16 protein-coding genes are annotated in these 15,614 nt (G+C 66.4%); 4 read left to right on the forward strand and 12 right to left on the reverse strand.

The window, feature by feature from the left end; genetic code table 11:
- Positions 1-18: 18 nt before the first annotated feature.
- The 8 genes from AACH32_RS13520 to AACH32_RS13555 all read right to left on the reverse strand — a co-directional run bounded on the left by AACH32_RS13520 (position 19) and on the right by AACH32_RS13555 (position 7,153).
- The gene (locus AACH32_RS13520) at positions 19-525 is read right to left on the reverse strand and encodes an NAD(P)H-dependent oxidoreductase subunit E (protein ID WP_338600417.1); all 507 of its coding nucleotides are present in this window, start codon (positions 523-525) and stop codon (positions 19-21) included.
- 114 nt (positions 526-639) lie between these two features.
- Positions 640-1,377, reverse strand: a complete 738-nt coding sequence (cobS, locus tag AACH32_RS13525; RefSeq protein ID WP_338600420.1) for an adenosylcobinamide-GDP ribazoletransferase — start codon at positions 1,375-1,377, stop codon at positions 640-642.
- A 3-nt stretch (positions 1,378-1,380) separates the two neighbouring features.
- The gene (gene cobT, locus AACH32_RS13530; protein ID WP_338600423.1) at positions 1,381-2,439 is read right to left on the reverse strand and encodes a nicotinate-nucleotide--dimethylbenzimidazole phosphoribosyltransferase; all 1,059 of its coding nucleotides are present in this window, start codon (positions 2,437-2,439) and stop codon (positions 1,381-1,383) included.
- Between the two features lie 13 nt (positions 2,440-2,452).
- Complete coding sequence (gene cobU / locus AACH32_RS13535) at positions 2,453-3,004, reverse strand: bifunctional adenosylcobinamide kinase/adenosylcobinamide-phosphate guanylyltransferase (RefSeq protein WP_338600426.1); 552 nt, start codon at positions 3,002-3,004, stop codon at positions 2,453-2,455.
- Complete coding sequence (locus AACH32_RS13540; RefSeq protein ID WP_338600430.1) at positions 3,001-3,759, reverse strand: LolA family protein; 759 nt, start codon at positions 3,757-3,759, stop codon at positions 3,001-3,003. The genes cobU and AACH32_RS13540 overlap by 4 nt, the downstream gene beginning before the upstream one ends.
- On the reverse strand, positions 3,756-4,001 hold the full coding sequence (locus AACH32_RS13545; RefSeq protein ID WP_338600433.1) for a hypothetical protein: 246 nt from the start codon (positions 3,999-4,001) through the stop codon (positions 3,756-3,758). The genes AACH32_RS13540 and AACH32_RS13545 overlap by 4 nt, the downstream gene beginning before the upstream one ends.
- A 21-nt stretch (positions 4,002-4,022) precedes the next feature.
- Positions 4,023-6,395 (reverse strand): FtsK/SpoIIIE family DNA translocase, encoded by a 2,373-nt coding sequence (locus AACH32_RS13550; protein WP_338600435.1) that lies wholly within the window; start codon positions 6,393-6,395, stop codon positions 4,023-4,025.
- A gap of 44 nt (positions 6,396-6,439) precedes the next feature.
- Positions 6,440-7,153: a lysophospholipid acyltransferase family protein gene (locus AACH32_RS13555; protein ID WP_338600439.1), complete on the reverse strand. Its 714-nt coding sequence runs from the start codon at positions 7,151-7,153 to the stop codon at positions 6,440-6,442.
- A gap of 140 nt (positions 7,154-7,293) precedes the next feature.
- On the opposite strand from AACH32_RS13555, the gene AACH32_RS13560 reads away from it, so the two are divergent.
- The 4 genes from AACH32_RS13560 to AACH32_RS13575 all read left to right on the forward strand — a co-directional run bounded on the left by AACH32_RS13560 (position 7,294) and on the right by AACH32_RS13575 (position 10,387).
- Positions 7,294-7,752, forward strand: a complete 459-nt coding sequence (locus AACH32_RS13560) for a single-stranded DNA-binding protein (RefSeq protein ID WP_338600441.1) — start codon at positions 7,294-7,296, stop codon at positions 7,750-7,752.
- Between the two features lie 189 nt (positions 7,753-7,941).
- Positions 7,942-8,973 (forward strand): glycosyltransferase family 2 protein, encoded by a 1,032-nt coding sequence (locus AACH32_RS13565; RefSeq protein WP_338600444.1) that lies wholly within the window; start codon positions 7,942-7,944, stop codon positions 8,971-8,973.
- 71 nt (positions 8,974-9,044) lie between these two features.
- Positions 9,045-9,656: an L-threonylcarbamoyladenylate synthase gene (locus AACH32_RS13570; protein WP_338600447.1), complete on the forward strand. Its 612-nt coding sequence runs from the start codon at positions 9,045-9,047 to the stop codon at positions 9,654-9,656.
- Between the two features lie 38 nt (positions 9,657-9,694).
- Complete coding sequence (locus AACH32_RS13575) at positions 9,695-10,387, forward strand: aspartate/glutamate racemase family protein (protein ID WP_338600450.1); 693 nt, start codon at positions 9,695-9,697, stop codon at positions 10,385-10,387.
- Positions 10,388-10,425: 38 nt separating this feature from the next.
- On the opposite strand, the gene AACH32_RS13580 is transcribed toward AACH32_RS13575, so the two are convergent.
- The 4 genes from AACH32_RS13580 to AACH32_RS13595 all read right to left on the reverse strand — a co-directional run bounded on the left by AACH32_RS13580 (position 10,426) and on the right by AACH32_RS13595 (position 15,400).
- Complete coding sequence (locus AACH32_RS13580) at positions 10,426-11,901, reverse strand: MFS transporter (protein ID WP_338600453.1); 1,476 nt, start codon at positions 11,899-11,901, stop codon at positions 10,426-10,428.
- 104 nt (positions 11,902-12,005) lie between these two features.
- Complete coding sequence (locus AACH32_RS13585) at positions 12,006-12,767, reverse strand: EI24 domain-containing protein (RefSeq protein ID WP_338600456.1); 762 nt, start codon at positions 12,765-12,767, stop codon at positions 12,006-12,008.
- Complete coding sequence (gene sppA, locus AACH32_RS13590) at positions 12,764-13,660, reverse strand: signal peptide peptidase SppA (RefSeq protein WP_338600459.1); 897 nt, start codon at positions 13,658-13,660, stop codon at positions 12,764-12,766. Before sppA ends, AACH32_RS13585 begins: the two co-directional genes overlap by 4 nt.
- A gap of 21 nt (positions 13,661-13,681) precedes the next feature.
- Positions 13,682-15,400, reverse strand: coding sequence for a 30S ribosomal protein S1 (locus tag AACH32_RS13595; RefSeq protein WP_350341581.1), 1,719 nt, complete (start codon positions 15,398-15,400; stop codon positions 13,682-13,684).
- Between the last annotated feature and the right edge of the window lie 214 nt (positions 15,401-15,614).

The following is a 15,614-nucleotide window of genomic DNA, read 5'->3' on the forward strand; positions in this document are numbered from 1 at the left end:
CCCCCGAAGCGGCTGGGGTTATTCGTAGCTTTCCACCAAATCCACGATCTTGTCGGCCATGACCTTGCGGTGGGTGTCCTGATCGGCCACCACCACCGGGGCCACGCCGCAGGCGCCCAAACAGCGCACCTGCTCCAAGGTGAAGCGGCGGTCCTCGGTGGTGGTGTCCACCGGGATGTTCAAGTGGCGCTCCAGACGCTCCAAGACTTCCTTGCCGCCGCGCACGTAGCAGGCGGTGCCCATGCACACCCGGATGGTGTGGCGCCCCCGAGGCTTCATGGAAAAGAAGGAGTAGAAGGTGGTGACCCCGAAAACCTCCTGGCCGGGCACGCCCAGCTTGTCGGCGATGTGCTCCTGCACCGGCACCGGCAGGTAGCCCACCAGTTCTTGGCATTTTTGCAACACGGGAATCAGGGCGCCGGGCTTGCCCCGGTTGGCCGCGCAAATCTCATCGATGCCGGCGAGCATCTCCGGGGTGACGTCCTCGGGCATGCTCACTGGGGTCAGATCGTGGGCCAGGCTCATGGCCTACTCCTTGGGCATATGTACAAGTCAATAATAACGGAATGTTATGTCTTTGCTCCGGCAAGTGGCCGGACTTTATTGCAATAGCACAGGCTTTGGGGACAGGCAAGGTTTTTATCCCGCCACGCACCAGGCCAGCAAGGCAACCGTTTCGCCCAACTCGATGGCCGCCCCCAGGGTGTCGCCGGTGACCCCGCCTATGCGCCGCCAATACCACCAGGCCAACACCAGACCCAAAACGAGCACCGCCAGAGAGGCCACCGCCCCGGCCAGGCCGCCGGCCAACATGGCTATGCCCAGGGCGCAGGCCCCGCACAGGGCGTCGGGCCACAGGGCGCTTTCCTGGGCCACGGCCGCGCCCAGGCCCTGTCCGGGTCGGGCCGGGGGCATGAGCCCCGCCAGGATGCCGGCCAGGGCCCGCCCCAGGGCCGGAGCGGCCACCAGGGCGCCCCACAGCGAGGCCCCGGACAAGGAAGCCAAGGCCCCGAACTTGAGCAGCATGACCCCGGCCAGGGCGGCCACCCCAAAGGAGCCCAGGCGGGTGTCCTTCATGATCTCCAGGGCGCGCTCCCGGCTGGTGGTGTGCACCAGGGCGTCGGCGGTGTCGGCCACCCCGTCGTAGTGCAGAAAACGGGTCAGCGCCCCCCACAGGACCACCAGCAGCGCGGCCAGGGCCAGGGGCGGCAGCTTGTGGCCCAAGAGCCAGGCGGCCCCGGCCAGGAACAAGCCCAGCAGGCCGCCCACCAGCGCGTACCAGGCCCGGGAGCGGGACAGGTCCCGGGAATCGGCCCTCAGCCCGGAGTTCACCGTGACCACGGTGAGGAACTGTAGGGCCAGGAGGAAGCTCTTCACGGCTTAACCCTGGTGCCCGGTGACCCCGGCGTCGGCGAAGGTGGCCATCTCGTTGTAGATGGCCACGGCCGCGCGCACGATCTGCAGGGCCAGGGCCGCGCCGGTGCCCTCGCCCAGGCGCAGGTCCAGGCTGAGGATGGGGGTGAGCCCCATGGCCTTGAGCTGCACCTGGTGGCCGATCTCCACCGAGTTGTGCCCGGCCATGAGGTAGTCGGCCACGGCCGGGGCCAGGCGGGTGGCCACCAGGGCCCCGCAACCGGCGATGAAGCCGTCCACGATCACCGGCACGCCCTGGGCCGCCGCCTCGAGCATGTAGCCGCAGATGGCCGCGATCTCCAGGCCGCCCAGCGCGGCCAGGGCCTCCAGGGGCCTCTCTGGCGAAGGCCGGTGCAGGGCCAGGGCTTTTTCGATTATCCGGATCTTCTGGGCCAGGCCCTTTTCGTCCAGGCCCGCGCCCCGGCCGGTCACCTCGGCCACCGGGCGGCCGCTGAACAAGGCGGTGAGCGCCGCGCAGGGGGTGGTGTTGCCGATGCCCATTTCCCCGGCGATGAGCAGGTCCGCGCCGTCGGCGATGAGCTTGTTGGCCACCTGGGCCCCCACGCCGATGGCCTGGCGGGCCTCATCCAGGGTCATGGCCGCTTCCTCGGCCAGATTCTTGGTACCCATGGCCACCTTGGCCTGCACCAGGCCGGGGGTGTCGCCGAAGTCGTAGTTCACCCCCACGTCCACCACCGTGACCTCGGCCTCGGCCCGGCGGGACAGCACGTTGATGCCCGCGCCGCCGGCCAGGATGTTGAACACCATCTGGGGGGTCACCTCGGCGGGATAGGGACTCACCCCGGCCTGGGCCACCCCGTGGTCGGCCGCGAACACGGCCACCGCCGCCCGGGGCTGGGCGATGTCGGCGCTGCCGCGAATCTCGGCCAAATGGCGGGCCAGCCGCTCCAGGTCGCCCAAGGCGCCCAGGGGCTTGGTCAGGTTGTCCAGACGGGCCTGGGCCGCCTCTCCGGCGCTACGGTCCAGGGGTTTGATGCGCGCGATGATTTCTTCCAGGGTGCTCATTGCTTCTCCAAAATCATGACAGGGGCAGCGGCCCGCCCTTGAGGGCCAGAGGCAGGCCGGCGGTAATCAGTAAAACCGCGTCGCAGGCGCGGGCCAGGCGCTGGTTCAGGGAACCGGCCAGGTCGCGCCAGCGCCGGGCCAAGGCGTTTTCAGGCACGATGCCCAGGCCCACCTCGTTGGCCACCAGGATTATTCGGGCCTCCAGGGAGGGCAGCAGGCGGGCCAGGGCCTCGCCCCGCTCCACCACCTGGTCGTCGTCCAGCTCGGCGGCCAACACCAGGTTGCTCAGCCACAGGGTGAGGCAATCCACCAAAAAGACGGCGCCCGGCCCGTCGGCCTCCTCAAGGGCCGCCTCCAGCGCCAGGGGCTCCTCCAGGGTGGACCAGGCCTCGCCCCGGTCGGCCTGGTGGCGGGCGATGCGCCGGGTCATCTCCGCGTCATGGGCTTGAGCCGTGGCCACGTAGACCAGCCGCCCGCCCCAGGACTCGGCCAGGGCCTGGGCGTAAGAGCTCTTGCCGCTCTTGGCCCCGCCCAGGATCAAGACGCTGTGAGGCGCGGGGCTCATTTGGCCTGGGGGTCCTTGGTGCCCATTATGGGCCGGTGGTCCACCAGCCGGTAATCGGCCGGGGGCTCGTAGTCGAACAGCGCCGGATTGACGGCGGGGTTGATTTGCAGCGTGGAGAAACTGTAGGCGGTGCGGTCGCCCACCAGGTTGTAGATGACAAAGCCTCTCAGGGTCAGGTCGTTCCCCGCGAAAATCAGCACCAGTTCCTTGAGGTCGGCCCGCTGTTGGCGGGGCTCCAGGGAGAGCAGCGCGCTGCCCGCGGGAGCGGCGTCCCTTTCCTTTACCGAGGCCTCGCCCACCTTGTAGTCCCGCTCCAGGCCGGACAGGCCGCCCAGGGCGTCCAGGAGCGAGGTGAGCCCGCTGGTGAATTGGCTAAAGGGGTAGAGATCCGCCTGCTTGCGCCCCGGCCGCACCCACCAGGCCTCGCCTCCGCCGGTGATGATCATCTCCCGGCGCGGCTTCTCTTGATCCAGGCGCAGCTTCAGGGGCCGGGCCCATATCAGGTGGCCGGAGCCGACCACCTCGCGCCCGCCGCTTTGGGCCCCCAGGGATACGAAGCTGCTGGAGCGCTGGTAGTCGGCGGCCATGCTCTGCACGTTCCGATAGCGCTCCTGCACCCGCTGGGCCAGCAGGGCCGGGGATTCGGGTTGGGCGCTGCTGGTGGCCAGGGCTAACGAAGCGACAGCGAGCAGGTAGAGCGATACAAAAAATAGCAGAAGGCCGCAGGAAGATGTTTTGAAAAAAAAGTTTTTCACGTCAGCTCCCAAACACCGTTGGGCGAGATATGGGCGGGTTTCATCACTCCCCTGTCTCGCAGGTTTTTTGCAGCCCACCTGATGTCGTATTGCCAGGTAAAAAATAGGCCCTTGGGGGATTCTTTAAGATCGTATTCGTGGTGCTTCCAAACATATTCGCAGATGGGTACGATTTTAGCGCTGCCTCCGAGGTCTCTCAATGCTTCGACTAGCCAATCAGCCAAATCTTCCTTACTAGCCATTGCTCCCCCCCTTAATCCGATTTAATCCCGCATCAACACCTGGCGGGGTTTGGAGCCCTCGCTGGGGCCCACGATTCCGTCGCGCTCCATCTGCTCGATGAGGTTGGCCGCCCGGTTGTAGCCCACCTTGAGGCGGCGCTGCACGTAGCTGATGGAGGCCTGGCCGCTCTCGCGCACCAGGGCCACCGCCTCGGGGTACAGCTCGTCGTCGGCCGCGCCACCCTCGCCGCCGTTGCCTTCCTCGGTGGCGGCAACCACGCTATCGTCGTACTCGGGCGGGGCCTGGCCTTTCCAAAAGGCGGTGACCCGGTCGATCTCCTCCTCGCTGACAAAGGCCCCGTGCAGGCGGCTGACCCCGGAGGTGTCCGGCGGCACGAAGAGCATGTCGCCCCGGCCCAAAAGGTGCTCGGCCCCCTGCTGGTCCAGGATGGTGCGGCTGTCCACCCGGCTGGCCACCTTGAAGGAGATGCGGGCCGGGAAGTTGGCCTTGATCAGCCCGGTGATCACGTCCACGCTGGGCCGCTGGGTGGCCAGGATCAGGTGGATGCCCGCCGCCCGGGCCATCTGGGCCAGGCGGGTGATGAGCCCCTCCACCTCCTTGGAGCTGACCATCATCAGGTCGGCCAACTCGTCGATGAACACCAGGATATAGGGCAAGGGCTCCAGGTATTCCCGGCCGTTGTTGTCCACCCCCTCGGGCGCGGCGATGGGACCCCGATCGGCCAGGCGGCGGTTGAACGATTCGATGTTCTTCACCCCCAGCTCGGCCAACAGCTCGTAGCGCCGCTCCATCTCGCGCACCGCCCAGCGCAGCCCGGCGGTGGCCTCCTTGGGGCTGGTGATGATGGGGTAGAGCAAGTGAGGGATGTCGCTGTAAGCGGAGAGTTCGATGCGCTTGGGGTCCACCATGAGGATGCGCACCTGCTCCGGGGTGCAGCGGTAGAGGATGGACAGCACCAGGCAGTTGATGAACACGCTCTTGCCCGCGCCGGTGGCCCCGGCGATGAGCAGGTGGGGCATGCGGGCCAGGTTGGTCACCACCGGGTGGCCCAGGATGTCCTTGCCCACGGCCACGGTGAGCCGCGCGTTGTCCTTTTGGTAGACCTGGGCCGACAGGAGCTCGCGCAGGGCCACCATCTCCCGGGTGGGGTTGGGTATCTCGATGCCGATCACCGCCTTGCCCGGAATGGGGGCCACGATGCGGATGGACTTGGCCCGCATGACCATGGCCAGGTCGTCGGCCAGCCCGGCCACCTTGCTGATCTTCACCCCCGGCGCGGGCTTGAACTCGAAGCGGGTGACCACCGGACCGGGGGCCACCTCGCGCACCGCGCCCTGCACCCCGAAGTCGGCCAGCTTCTCCTCCAGCACCTTGCTGGTGGCCCGGAGCGCCTCGGCCTGCTCCGGCGGGGCCGGGCCGGGGCCGGGGTCCAGGAGATCCAGGTCGGGCAGCTTGAAGCGGCCCTTTTTGGGCGTGGGGGCCACCACCCCGGAGGCCGAGGCTCCCCCGGCCAGGCGGGGCTTGATCACCGGGCCCTCGCCGCCGTTCCGGGCGGCCGGCACCGGGTCGGGGTCGGGCTCCGCCGGGGCAACCGGTTCGGGAACCGGCTCCGGAGCCGGCTCGGGGCGGGAGATGATTATGTCAACCCTGGGCTCCGGCTCTAGCTCCGGCTCGGCGAACGTCCGGCCAGGTTCGTCCGGGCGCAGGCTGAGCGGCGATACCGCCTGCTGGGCCAGGGGGCCGTCTACCCGGGAGGCGCGCCACAAGGGCCCCAGCAGGGGCCACAGGGACCAGGCCAGCATGCCCAGAGAGGCTAAAACCACCAAAAGGGGCAACCCCCAAGCCAGCCAACTGCCCACCTGCCCCAGGCCCAGGGCGGCCGCCCGGCCCGCGCCGCCGCCCAGCGGCAGAGGCGCCCCGCCCAGGCCCACGCTGGCCCGGACCGCGCCCAAGAAGGCGGCCGAGGACACCAGCAGGCCCAGACCGGCGGCCCAATAAGGCAGCGTGCGCCCGGCGGCCCGGCCCGACCACAAGAGCCAGGCGGCGGGCAAAGGCAGGATCACCAGCCACCAAGCCCCCAGCCCGAAGATGCCGTAGGCCGCCCCGGCCAGGGCCGCGCCCGGCGCGCCCAGCAGATTGCCAGCCGGGCCCTTGGCTTGGTTCAGGGGCGAAGGGTCGGCCGCGCTATAAGAAGCCAGGGCCAGCCCCACCCCCAGGGCGACCAGCACCAACAGAGCCGCCCCCAGGGTGCGCCCCACCTGGGCCAGGGCGGCCAACGCCCGGTCGTTCAGGCCTTTGGAGGCCCTGCGCGGCTTGGGCGCCTTGGCCTTGCGAGGCTTGGGGGCCCGGGCCTTGGGGGGCTTGGTTTTCTTTTGGGGGCGTTTGGCGGACAAATAGCTTCCTCTTTCAAGACTTGCACAGGCTATGGCCATACAATCTAGGGGGCGCTAGGGGGGCTGTCAACCGGAGGTTCATCCCCGGCATTTCTCTGCAACTCGAGGATGCGCTCCCGCACCAGCTCCGACAGATCTTCGCGATCCCCGGCCTTCAGCCCCTCGGTCTTTATGGGCTCGCCCAGGATAACCTCTATGGGGCCGGGGTCCAACAGCAGGCGGTCGTTGGCCAGGGCCTGGCGGGTGCCGTGCAGGTAAAAAGGCACCACCGGCTTGCCCGACTTGATGGCCAGCAGGAACCCTCCGCTCTTAAAGGGCAAAAGCCTGCCGTCTTCGGAGCGGGTTCCCTCGGGAAAGATCACCACGCTGGCCCCGTCGCTCACCCGGCGGGAGGCCAAAATCAGGCTTTGCATGGCCTGGCGGCTTTCCGAGCGGTCCACGGGTATATTGTTAAGGGCGCTCAGGGCCGGGCCGAACAAGGGTATGGAAAACAGCTCCTTTTTGGCCACCCAGCGGAAGTTTTTGGGCATCACCGATTGTAGGGAGGGGATATCCAGGGCCGAGGCATGGTTGCCCGCGAACACGTAGGCTTCCTCCGGGTCCAGGTCTTGCCCCCCCACCAGGCGCACCCGGCACAGGATGCCCCGCATGAGCAGCCGGGCCCAGCCCCGCGGAGCCCATTGCAGCTTGTGGGGATTGACGCCCAGCGCTCCGCCGATTATGGCCGCCAGGGAAAAAGGAATGGTCAACAACACCATCAAAGATATTCCCCAGGCGGACCAAAGGTAGCGTACCGGCAGCCACCAGCGGCTCTTTTCATCTTTACCGGCCGCCGTCGGTTGCGGCCCCTTTTCACCTTGTGCTACAGTCAACGTCTAAAATCCAAAGGAGTTGTCCAATGGCCCGTGGCGTCAATAAAGTCATTCTCATCGGCAACCTGGGCGCAGACCCGGAACTGAAGTATACCCCAAGCGGCACGGCCGTGTGCACCTTCCGCTTGGCCACCAGCGAGTCTTTCAAGGACCGCGACGGCAATATGCAGGAGCGCACCGAGTGGCATCGCATAGTGGCCTGGACCAAGCTCGGCGAGATCGCGGCGCAATACCTGTCCAAAGGCCGCCAGGTCTACGTCGAGGGTTCCATCCGGACCCGTTCCTGGGAAGACCAAAGCGGCGAGCGTAAGTACATGACCGAAATCGTGGCCCGCGACATCCAGTTCCTGGGCGGCCAGGGCGGCGGCCAAGGCGGCGGCCAGGGCGGCGGCGGTTACGGCGGTGGTGGTGGGGGAGGCAATTATGGAGGCGGCGGCAACGACTTCGGCGGTCCGCCTTCCACGGACGACGATATCCCCTTCTAAAATCCTCGGTCCGGGGGGAGCGTTTTCATTGTCACATAGTGGAAAGCGGCCGCAACCGGCCGCTCTCCACTACTCATTTTTTGACGTATGGCGGGTGGCGGCCTGGGCCACGCCGCGCCCGGCGGCGCCTTTCGTTCCCGGCCTTCCCCACCACGCAGTCAGGGTCGGTTTCACAACCAGGAGCCGGCCATGAACTCAAATCCCGCCATCACCGTACTCATGCCGGCTTACAATTGCGGCCCCTACGTGGGCGAGGCCATCGAGAGCATCCTTGGGCAGACCTTCCGGGACTTCGAATTGCTCATAATCAACGACGGGTCCACCGACGACACCCGTGAGGTGATCCTCTCCTTCCAGGACCCCAGGATCCGTTTTTTGGACAACGGGCGAAATCTGGGGGCGGCCAATTCCTCCAATATAGGCATGGGGCGGGCGCGCGGCGCCTACATCGCCAGAATGGACGCCGACGACCTCAGCCTGCCCTCTAGGCTGGAGCGCCAATACGAGTTTATGGAGGGCAATCCCCAGACCGTGGCCTGCGGCACCGGCCTGGAGTTTTTTTCCGATGAGCCCCTGGACCGCTCCTGGCCGATGCGCAACGACCCGGAGCGCCTGAAGGTGGACCTGTTTTTTCATTCTCCCCTGATTCACGGCAGCCTGATGTTTCGCAGGTCCCCGCTGCGCCGCCACGGCATCCAATACGATCCCCGGTGCGTGGTCGCCCAGGACTATGACTTCATCAGCCGCCTGGCCCGGGTGGGCGACCTGGGGGCGGTGGAGGAAATACTTTACCGTTATCGCCGGTATGCGGACCAAGCCACGGTCAAGCGCCAGGTGGAGCAGGGGCGGACCTCCCGCCACATCCGGGCCCGCCTGCTGAAGGAGTTGGGCCTAGAGTTCACTCCCCAGGAGTTGGAGGTGCATAACCTGCTGGCCGTCCACCATTTCACGGAGTTGGGCGGGCGGGTGGACGAGGCGGAGCGGTGGCTGGCCAAGCTCTACAGCGCCCTGACCGACGTTGGCGGCCATAGCCCGGACAAGGTCCGCGCCGCCTTGTGGAACTACTGTCTGCTCTTGTGCCTGTCCCTGCCCCCGCGCCGGGGCCTGGCCTGCCTGGCCAGGATATTCCGCCCGCCCCTGTCCGCCGTGTTTCCCTGGCAAAACATGTCGCCATACAAGATGTTGCTGTATTATTCGTATAGGAAGTTCGTCCGCACCTAGGTCCGCTCGGCGCGCGTCGGCCGCCCAGCCCCAAAGGGAGAGGTCCGCCGCCCCGGCTTGGAGATGAACCCGTGCTGTTAGAGATCAACCCCCAGAACCCCCAACCGCGCCTGATCGCCAGGGTGGTGGAGGTGTTGGAAAGCGGCGGGGTTGTGGCCTACCCCACCGACACGCTCTACGGCCTGGGCTGCGACATCCACAACAAAAAAGCCCTCAAACGGCTGCACCAGATTAAAGGCCAGCCCGAGTCCAAGCCTTTCTCCTTCATTTGCCCCGACCTCAGCGACCTCAGCCGCTACGCCCTGGTTACCAACTACGCCTACAAAACCCTCAAACGCCTGCTGCCCGGCCCCTACACCTTCGTGCTCACCGGCAGCCGGGAGGTGCCGGGCATGATGCTCACCCGGCGCAAGACCGCGGGCATCAGGGTGCCGGGCCATCCCATACCCCTGGCCATCGTGCAGGCCCTGGGGCGGCCCCTGGCCAGCGCCACCGCCACCGATCCCGACGGGCATGAGTATTTGCACGCCTGGGAGATCGACGAAGCCATGGGCAAGCAGCTCGACCTGGTGATCGACGGTGGGCCGGTTCCGGGCCAACCCTCCAGCGTCATCAGCCTGGTGGACGACCAGCCCGAAATCATCCGCGAGGGGGCCGGGCCGGTGGAGGAGTTCCGCCTGTAAGGGGGCGTTGCCGCTCCCCCAAAAGCCCAGAGGGGATCATGCGAAAAATCGGCTTGATCGGAGGCCTGGGGCCTGAATCCACCCTTGACTACTACAAGGGCATCATCAGCTCCTTCGCCGCCGCCGGGGCGAATTACGACTATCCCGAGATTTTCATCCACAGCGTCAGTCTGGCCCGGTTCATGCGCCTGGCCAACGCGGGTGAGTGGGCCCAAGTGGCCGAAATGCTCTTGGAAAGCGTGGAGGCCCTCGGCCGCGCCGGAGCCGACTTCGCGGCCATCGCCTCCAACACGCCCCATCTGGTCTTTGAGGCGGTGAGCTCGCGCTCCCCCCTGCCCCTGGTCAGCATCGTGGAGGCCACCCTGCACCGCGCCGTGGTCATGGGCCTCAAGAGACCGGGGATGCTGGGCACCCGCCTCACCATGGACTCGCGGCTATACCAGGACCGTTTCGAACCCGAGGGTATGGCGGTTGCAGTGCCCCTGCCCGAGGAACGCGAGCTCATCCAAAAGCGCCTGGACACCGAGATCGAGATGGGTATTTTCAAGGACGCCACCCGGGGAGAGCTGTTGCGCATCGTCTCGCGTATGCGACGCGAGCAAGGCATCGATTCGGTCATCCTGGGCTGCACGGAGTTGCCGCTCATCCTGGGAGGCGACGAGTTGGGCCTGCCTTTTTTAAACACCGCGGCCATCCATGTGGCGGCCATAGTGGAGTACTGCCGCGCCTGATTGTGGCTTGGCCTAAGGACGTGTTCCGCGTCTGAAGCCTAGCGGCCCGTGCGGGCGGTGGGGGCCTCGCCCCGGCGGCGGCGCTCCAGCCACCAGGCCGCCATGCCCACGGCGATACTGCTGCTGCCCAGCCAGGCAGCCATGCCGAACACCCCGTCCAGCCCGGCCACCAGGGCTTGGGGCGGGGCGGTCATCAGCTTGTCCGGGTCCAGACCCGGAGCCGCCGCCAACAGGTACACGCTGAAGACCGCACCCATGAGCGGCACCCCGGAGGTGTTGCCCAGGGTGCGCGACAGAGACACCAGGCCGGAAGACACCCCCAGCCGGTTGCGGGGGGAGCGGCCCATGATGGAGCTGTTGTTGGGCACCTGGAACAGCCCCAGGCCCAGGCCCAGGGGCAGCGTCCGCAAGACGTATTCCGTAACCGAGAGGTGCAGGGTGATTCCGCTGATGGTCAGGCAGCCGAGCACCAGGAGCACCAGCCCGGCCAGGCTGACCAGACGCGGCCCGAAACGGTCGGCGCACCAGCCGGCGGGGTGGGAGACGATGCCCATGCACACCGGCACCACCAACATGAGGAAACCCGCCTGTTGGGGGGAATAGCCCTCCGCCGCCTGCAGGTAGATGGGCAGGATGAACATCCCCCCCAGGATCAAAAAACTGTTCCAGCTCATGACCAGGCCCAGGGCGTACTCCGGATCCCGAAACAGGGACAGGGGCATCATGGGCTGGGCGCTGCGTGCCTCCACCCACAAAAACAGGGCCACCCCCACCGCCGCCGCCAAAAACAACAGGGGCGAGGCGCCGGAGGAGAAGCCGTGGTGCTGGCCCAGGGTCATGGCCAGGGCGTAGCAGATAAGGGCGCTGAACAATAGCAGGGCCCCGGCCAGGTCGAAGCGCTCGCCCTTGCCGCTGTGGTGGTCGCCGGGCACGTAGCGCAGGACCATGTACCAGGAGATGAGGCACACCGGCAGGTTGACCCAGAAGATGGCCCGCCAGCCCACGGTGCCCACCAAGAGCCCGCCCAGAGGATGGCCCACCGCCAGGCCCAGGGACACCGCCGTGCCGATGATGCCCATCACCCTGCCCCGCTGGCCGGCCGGAAATATCTCGGTGACGATGCCCATGCCCAGGGCCTGCATCATCACCGCGCCGAGGGCCTGCACCCCCCGGAAGGCGATGAGGGTCCAGACGCTGGTGGCCAGGCCGCACAGGGCCGAGCCCGCTCCGAACACCGCGATACCCACCAGGTAGACCAGCTTCTTGCCGAACATGTCGCCCAGGCGGCCCACTCCCAGCATCAGCGAGGTGATGACCAGGGCGTAGCTCACCACCACCCACTCCACGCTGGCCAGGGAGGCCCCCAGGTCGTGCATGAGGGTGGGCAGGGCGATGACCACGATGCTGATGTCCATGGTACCCATGAACACGCTGAGCCCGATGCCCAGCAGGGCCAGGCCGCGCCGGAAGTCGGGGTGCCCCTGGGCCGGGTCTATTTCCAGGGCTGGAGGCATGCTCGTCCGCCGCATGAGTAACAAATCAGGCAAAACAGAAATTTTACCAGCAATGATCGAACAGTCTAGGGCGGGTCCGAAGCGGCCTCCTGGGGCCGGGCGCCTCAGGCGGCGGAGAGCGGGCGCTCCAGGTAGAGCAGAGTGCCGCCCATGGCCGCCAGGGGCAACAGGGCGAAGTTGACCACCGGCACCAGGCCTATGACCAGTACCGCGCTGCCGAAGCCCAACCAGCCCAGGCCCATGCCGCGCACGTAGCGCGACTTTTGCTGGAGGCTCAGGCCCCGGCGGTCCAGGGGATAGTCCATGAACTCCAGGGCCAGGAAATAGGCGGTGAACAGCCAGGCCAGCACCGCGTAGAGTATGGCCCCCACCCCGGGGACCAAGTTGACCAGCAGCAGGGGCAGCATCACCCCCAGGTAGATGACCAGGCGCTTAAGGCTCTGGCGCAGCACCCTGAGCATGTCGCGCAGCAGTCCGGCATCGCTCCAGGGCGCGCCGGCGGGCATGCCCTGGGCCAGGGCCTCGGTGCGGCGGGTGAGGATTTCCAGAAAGGGTTCGGCCACCACCCGGCCCACCACGGCGAACAGATATATCTGCGCCCCCAACAGGGCCAGGACCAGCAGCACCAGCGCCACGTACAACAGCGCCGCCCACCACCAGCCCTCTCCGCCGGGCAAAAGCCCCCGCACCCAGTCGCCCAGGTAGGCGTAGCTTAGCCAGAAGGCCAGGCCGAAGAGGATCAGGTTGAGCAAAAAGGGCGCCGCGGCCAGGGGCCACAGGCGCTTGTGGTCCCACAACAAGCGCAGGCCTCGCAGAGGAGACCAAAAGGCGCGCAGAAAAGTCAGGGGATTGGCCGACGCCCTCATGGATTAAGGGGCGAGGCGGGCCAGCGGTAGTCCAAACCGGGCCGCAGGCCCAGATCGGTAGCCAGGTCCTTGAGGAGCACCCTGGCCTGGTCGCGCAGCAGCTCGGCCCAGAAGCCGCCCTTCTTTTCGGGCCACACCACGGTGGGCTGGCCCTTGATGCCGCCCAGGCGGGCGGCCAGATTGACCGCGTCCTGGAAGTTGCCCAGTTGGTCTACCAGGCCCAGTTGCTTGGCCTTGGCGCCGGTGTAGATTCCGCCGTTGGCCAGGGCCTTGACCTTGTCGTAGGGCATGCGGCGGCCCTTGGCCACGTCGCTCACGAACTGCTGATAGGTCTGATCGATGAGTTCCTGGAAGTTGGCCCGCTCGGCCGGGCTGAGCGGGCGCGAAAGCATGCCCCCGCCCTTGAGCTCGCCGGAGCGCAAGACCTGCACCTTGACCCCCACCTTTTCCAGCAACTGGTGCAAGTCGGGAATGGTGGAGATGACCCCGATGGAGCCGGTGATGGTGGCCGGGGCGGCCACGATCTTGGTGCAGGCGGCGGCCAAATAATAGGCCCCGCTGGCGGCCACCCCGCCCATGGAGGCCACCACCGGCTTGACCTTGGCGGTGCGGGCCACCTCCATGTACATCTCCTGGGACGCGGCCGCGCCGCCGCCCCCGGAGTTCAGCCGGATGATGATGGCCTTTACCGAGTCGTCGCGCCTGAGGCGGATCAAATATTTGTTGAATTCCTTGGACGAGCTGATGAGGCCGGTGACGGGAAGCACGGCGATCTTGCCGCCGAAAAGGGCCTCGGGGCGGAGCCCCGGTTTGATAAACACCAGGGCTCCGCCGAACAAGGCCACGATCAGGGCACATACCCCAATGGCCAGGGCCAGGGGATGTTTTTTCATATAGCTACTTTCGGGAGACGGTTACTTGTCCTCGTCGGACTCGTTTCCGTTCTCCACGTCTTCCTTCTGGGCCAGGCCCTCCTTGAGCAGGGCGCCCAGGTTGCTGGTGGCGGCCTGGGTGGAGTTCACGTACTCGCTGTAGACCTGGCGCTCGGCTTCTTCGTCCAGGCGGCGCATGGACAGGCCGATCTTGCGCTCGCGGCGGTTCACGCTGACCACCTTGGCCTCGATCACGTCGTCCACGTTGAACATGCCCACGGGGGTCTTGATCTTGTCCTCGGCGATCTCGGACACGTGGACCAGGCCCTCGACGCCCTCTTCCAGCTCCACGAACAGGCCGAAGTCGGTGACGTTGGTGACCACGCCGTTGACCCGGGTGCCCACGCGGTACTTGTTGGGGATCTCCTCCCAGGGATCGCCCTCGAGCTGCTTGATGCCCAGGGAGAAGCGCTCGTTTTCGCGGTCGATGTTGAGCACGATGGCCCGGACCTCGTCACCCTTCTTGTAGATCTCGCCGGGGTGCTTGATGCGCTTGGTCCAGGAGATGTCGGAGATGTGCACCAATCCGTCGATGCCCTCGTCGATGCCGATGAACAGGCCGAAGTCGGTGATGTTCTTGATGCGGCCCTCGATGGTGGTGCCCACGGGGTACTTCTCGGCGATGACGTCCCAGGGGTTGGGCTCCACCTGCTTCATGCCCAGGCTGATGCGCTTCTGCTCGGGGCTGATGGACAGCACCACCGCCTCGACCATGTCGCCCACGTTGACGATCTTGGAAGGATGACGCACCTTGCGGGTCCAGGACATTTCGCTGACGTGAATCAGGCCCTCGATGCCCTCTTCCACCTCCACGAATGCGCCGTAGTCGGCCAGGCTCACCACGCGGCCGTTGATGCGGGTGCCCACGGGGTAGCGCTCGGAGGCGTTGAGCCAGGGGTCTTCCTTGAGCTGCTTGAGGCCCAGGCTGACCCGCTCGCGGTCGCGGTCGAAGTTGAGCACCTTGACGGTGATCTCGTCGCCGATGTTGAACATCTCCGAGGGGTGGCCTACCCGGCCCCAGCTCATGTCGGTGATATGCAGCAGGCCGTCGATGCCGCCCAGGTCCACGAACACGCCGTAGTCGGTGATGTTCTTGACCACGCCCTGCATGACCTGGCCCTCTTCCAGCACCGTGAGGGTCTTCTTCTTCTTTTCCTCGCGCTCTTCTTCCAGAAGCACCCGGCGCGACAGCACGATGTTGGCGCGCTTCTTGTTGAACTTGAGGATCTTGAAATCAAAGTCCTGGCCGATGAGCGAATCCAGGTTGCGCACGGGCCTGAGGTCCACCTGGCTGCCGGGCAGGAAGGCGTTGACCCCGATGTCCACGCTCATGCCGCCCTTGACGCGGCCCACGATGGTGCCGTGGATCATGCCGTCGTCGTTGTACACCCGGCTGATCTCGTCCCACACCTTGATCTTGGCGGCCTTCTCCTTGGACAGGATGATGGTGCCGTCCTCGTCCTCGGCCCGCTCCAGCAAGACGTCCACCTGCTGGCCGACCTCGGCCTTGATCACGCCGTCGGCGTCGCGGAACTCGTGTATGTTGATCTGACCTTCGGACTTGTATCCGATATCCACCACCACGTAGTCGTTTTCCACGGCCACGATGGTGCCCTTGGCCACCTCGCCTTCCTGGATCTCCTTCATCGACTGTTCGTAAGCCTGTTCAAGCTCCTCGGGAGTCAGGTCTCCTTCATGCATGGCGGGGCTTTCAGGGGCGGGATCCTCAGGGGCGGGGCTTTCAGGGGCGGTGTTCTCGGAAGCGGAACCGGCGGTGGCGACGGTTTCCTCGGCGGCCTCGGGGGCGTCTTCCACCACCAAGTCCTTGGTAAGATCGTTATCGGCCATGGTTAATTCGCTTTAGCTCCTAATGGTTTAGCCACGCGGCAGCCTAGGCCGACAACTCGGCCCATAC

Origin of the sequence: Desulfoferula mesophila (genome assembly GCF_037076455.1) — a bacterium.
Classification (GTDB): domain Bacteria; phylum Desulfobacterota; class Desulfarculia; order Desulfarculales; family Desulfarculaceae; genus Desulfoferula; species Desulfoferula mesophila.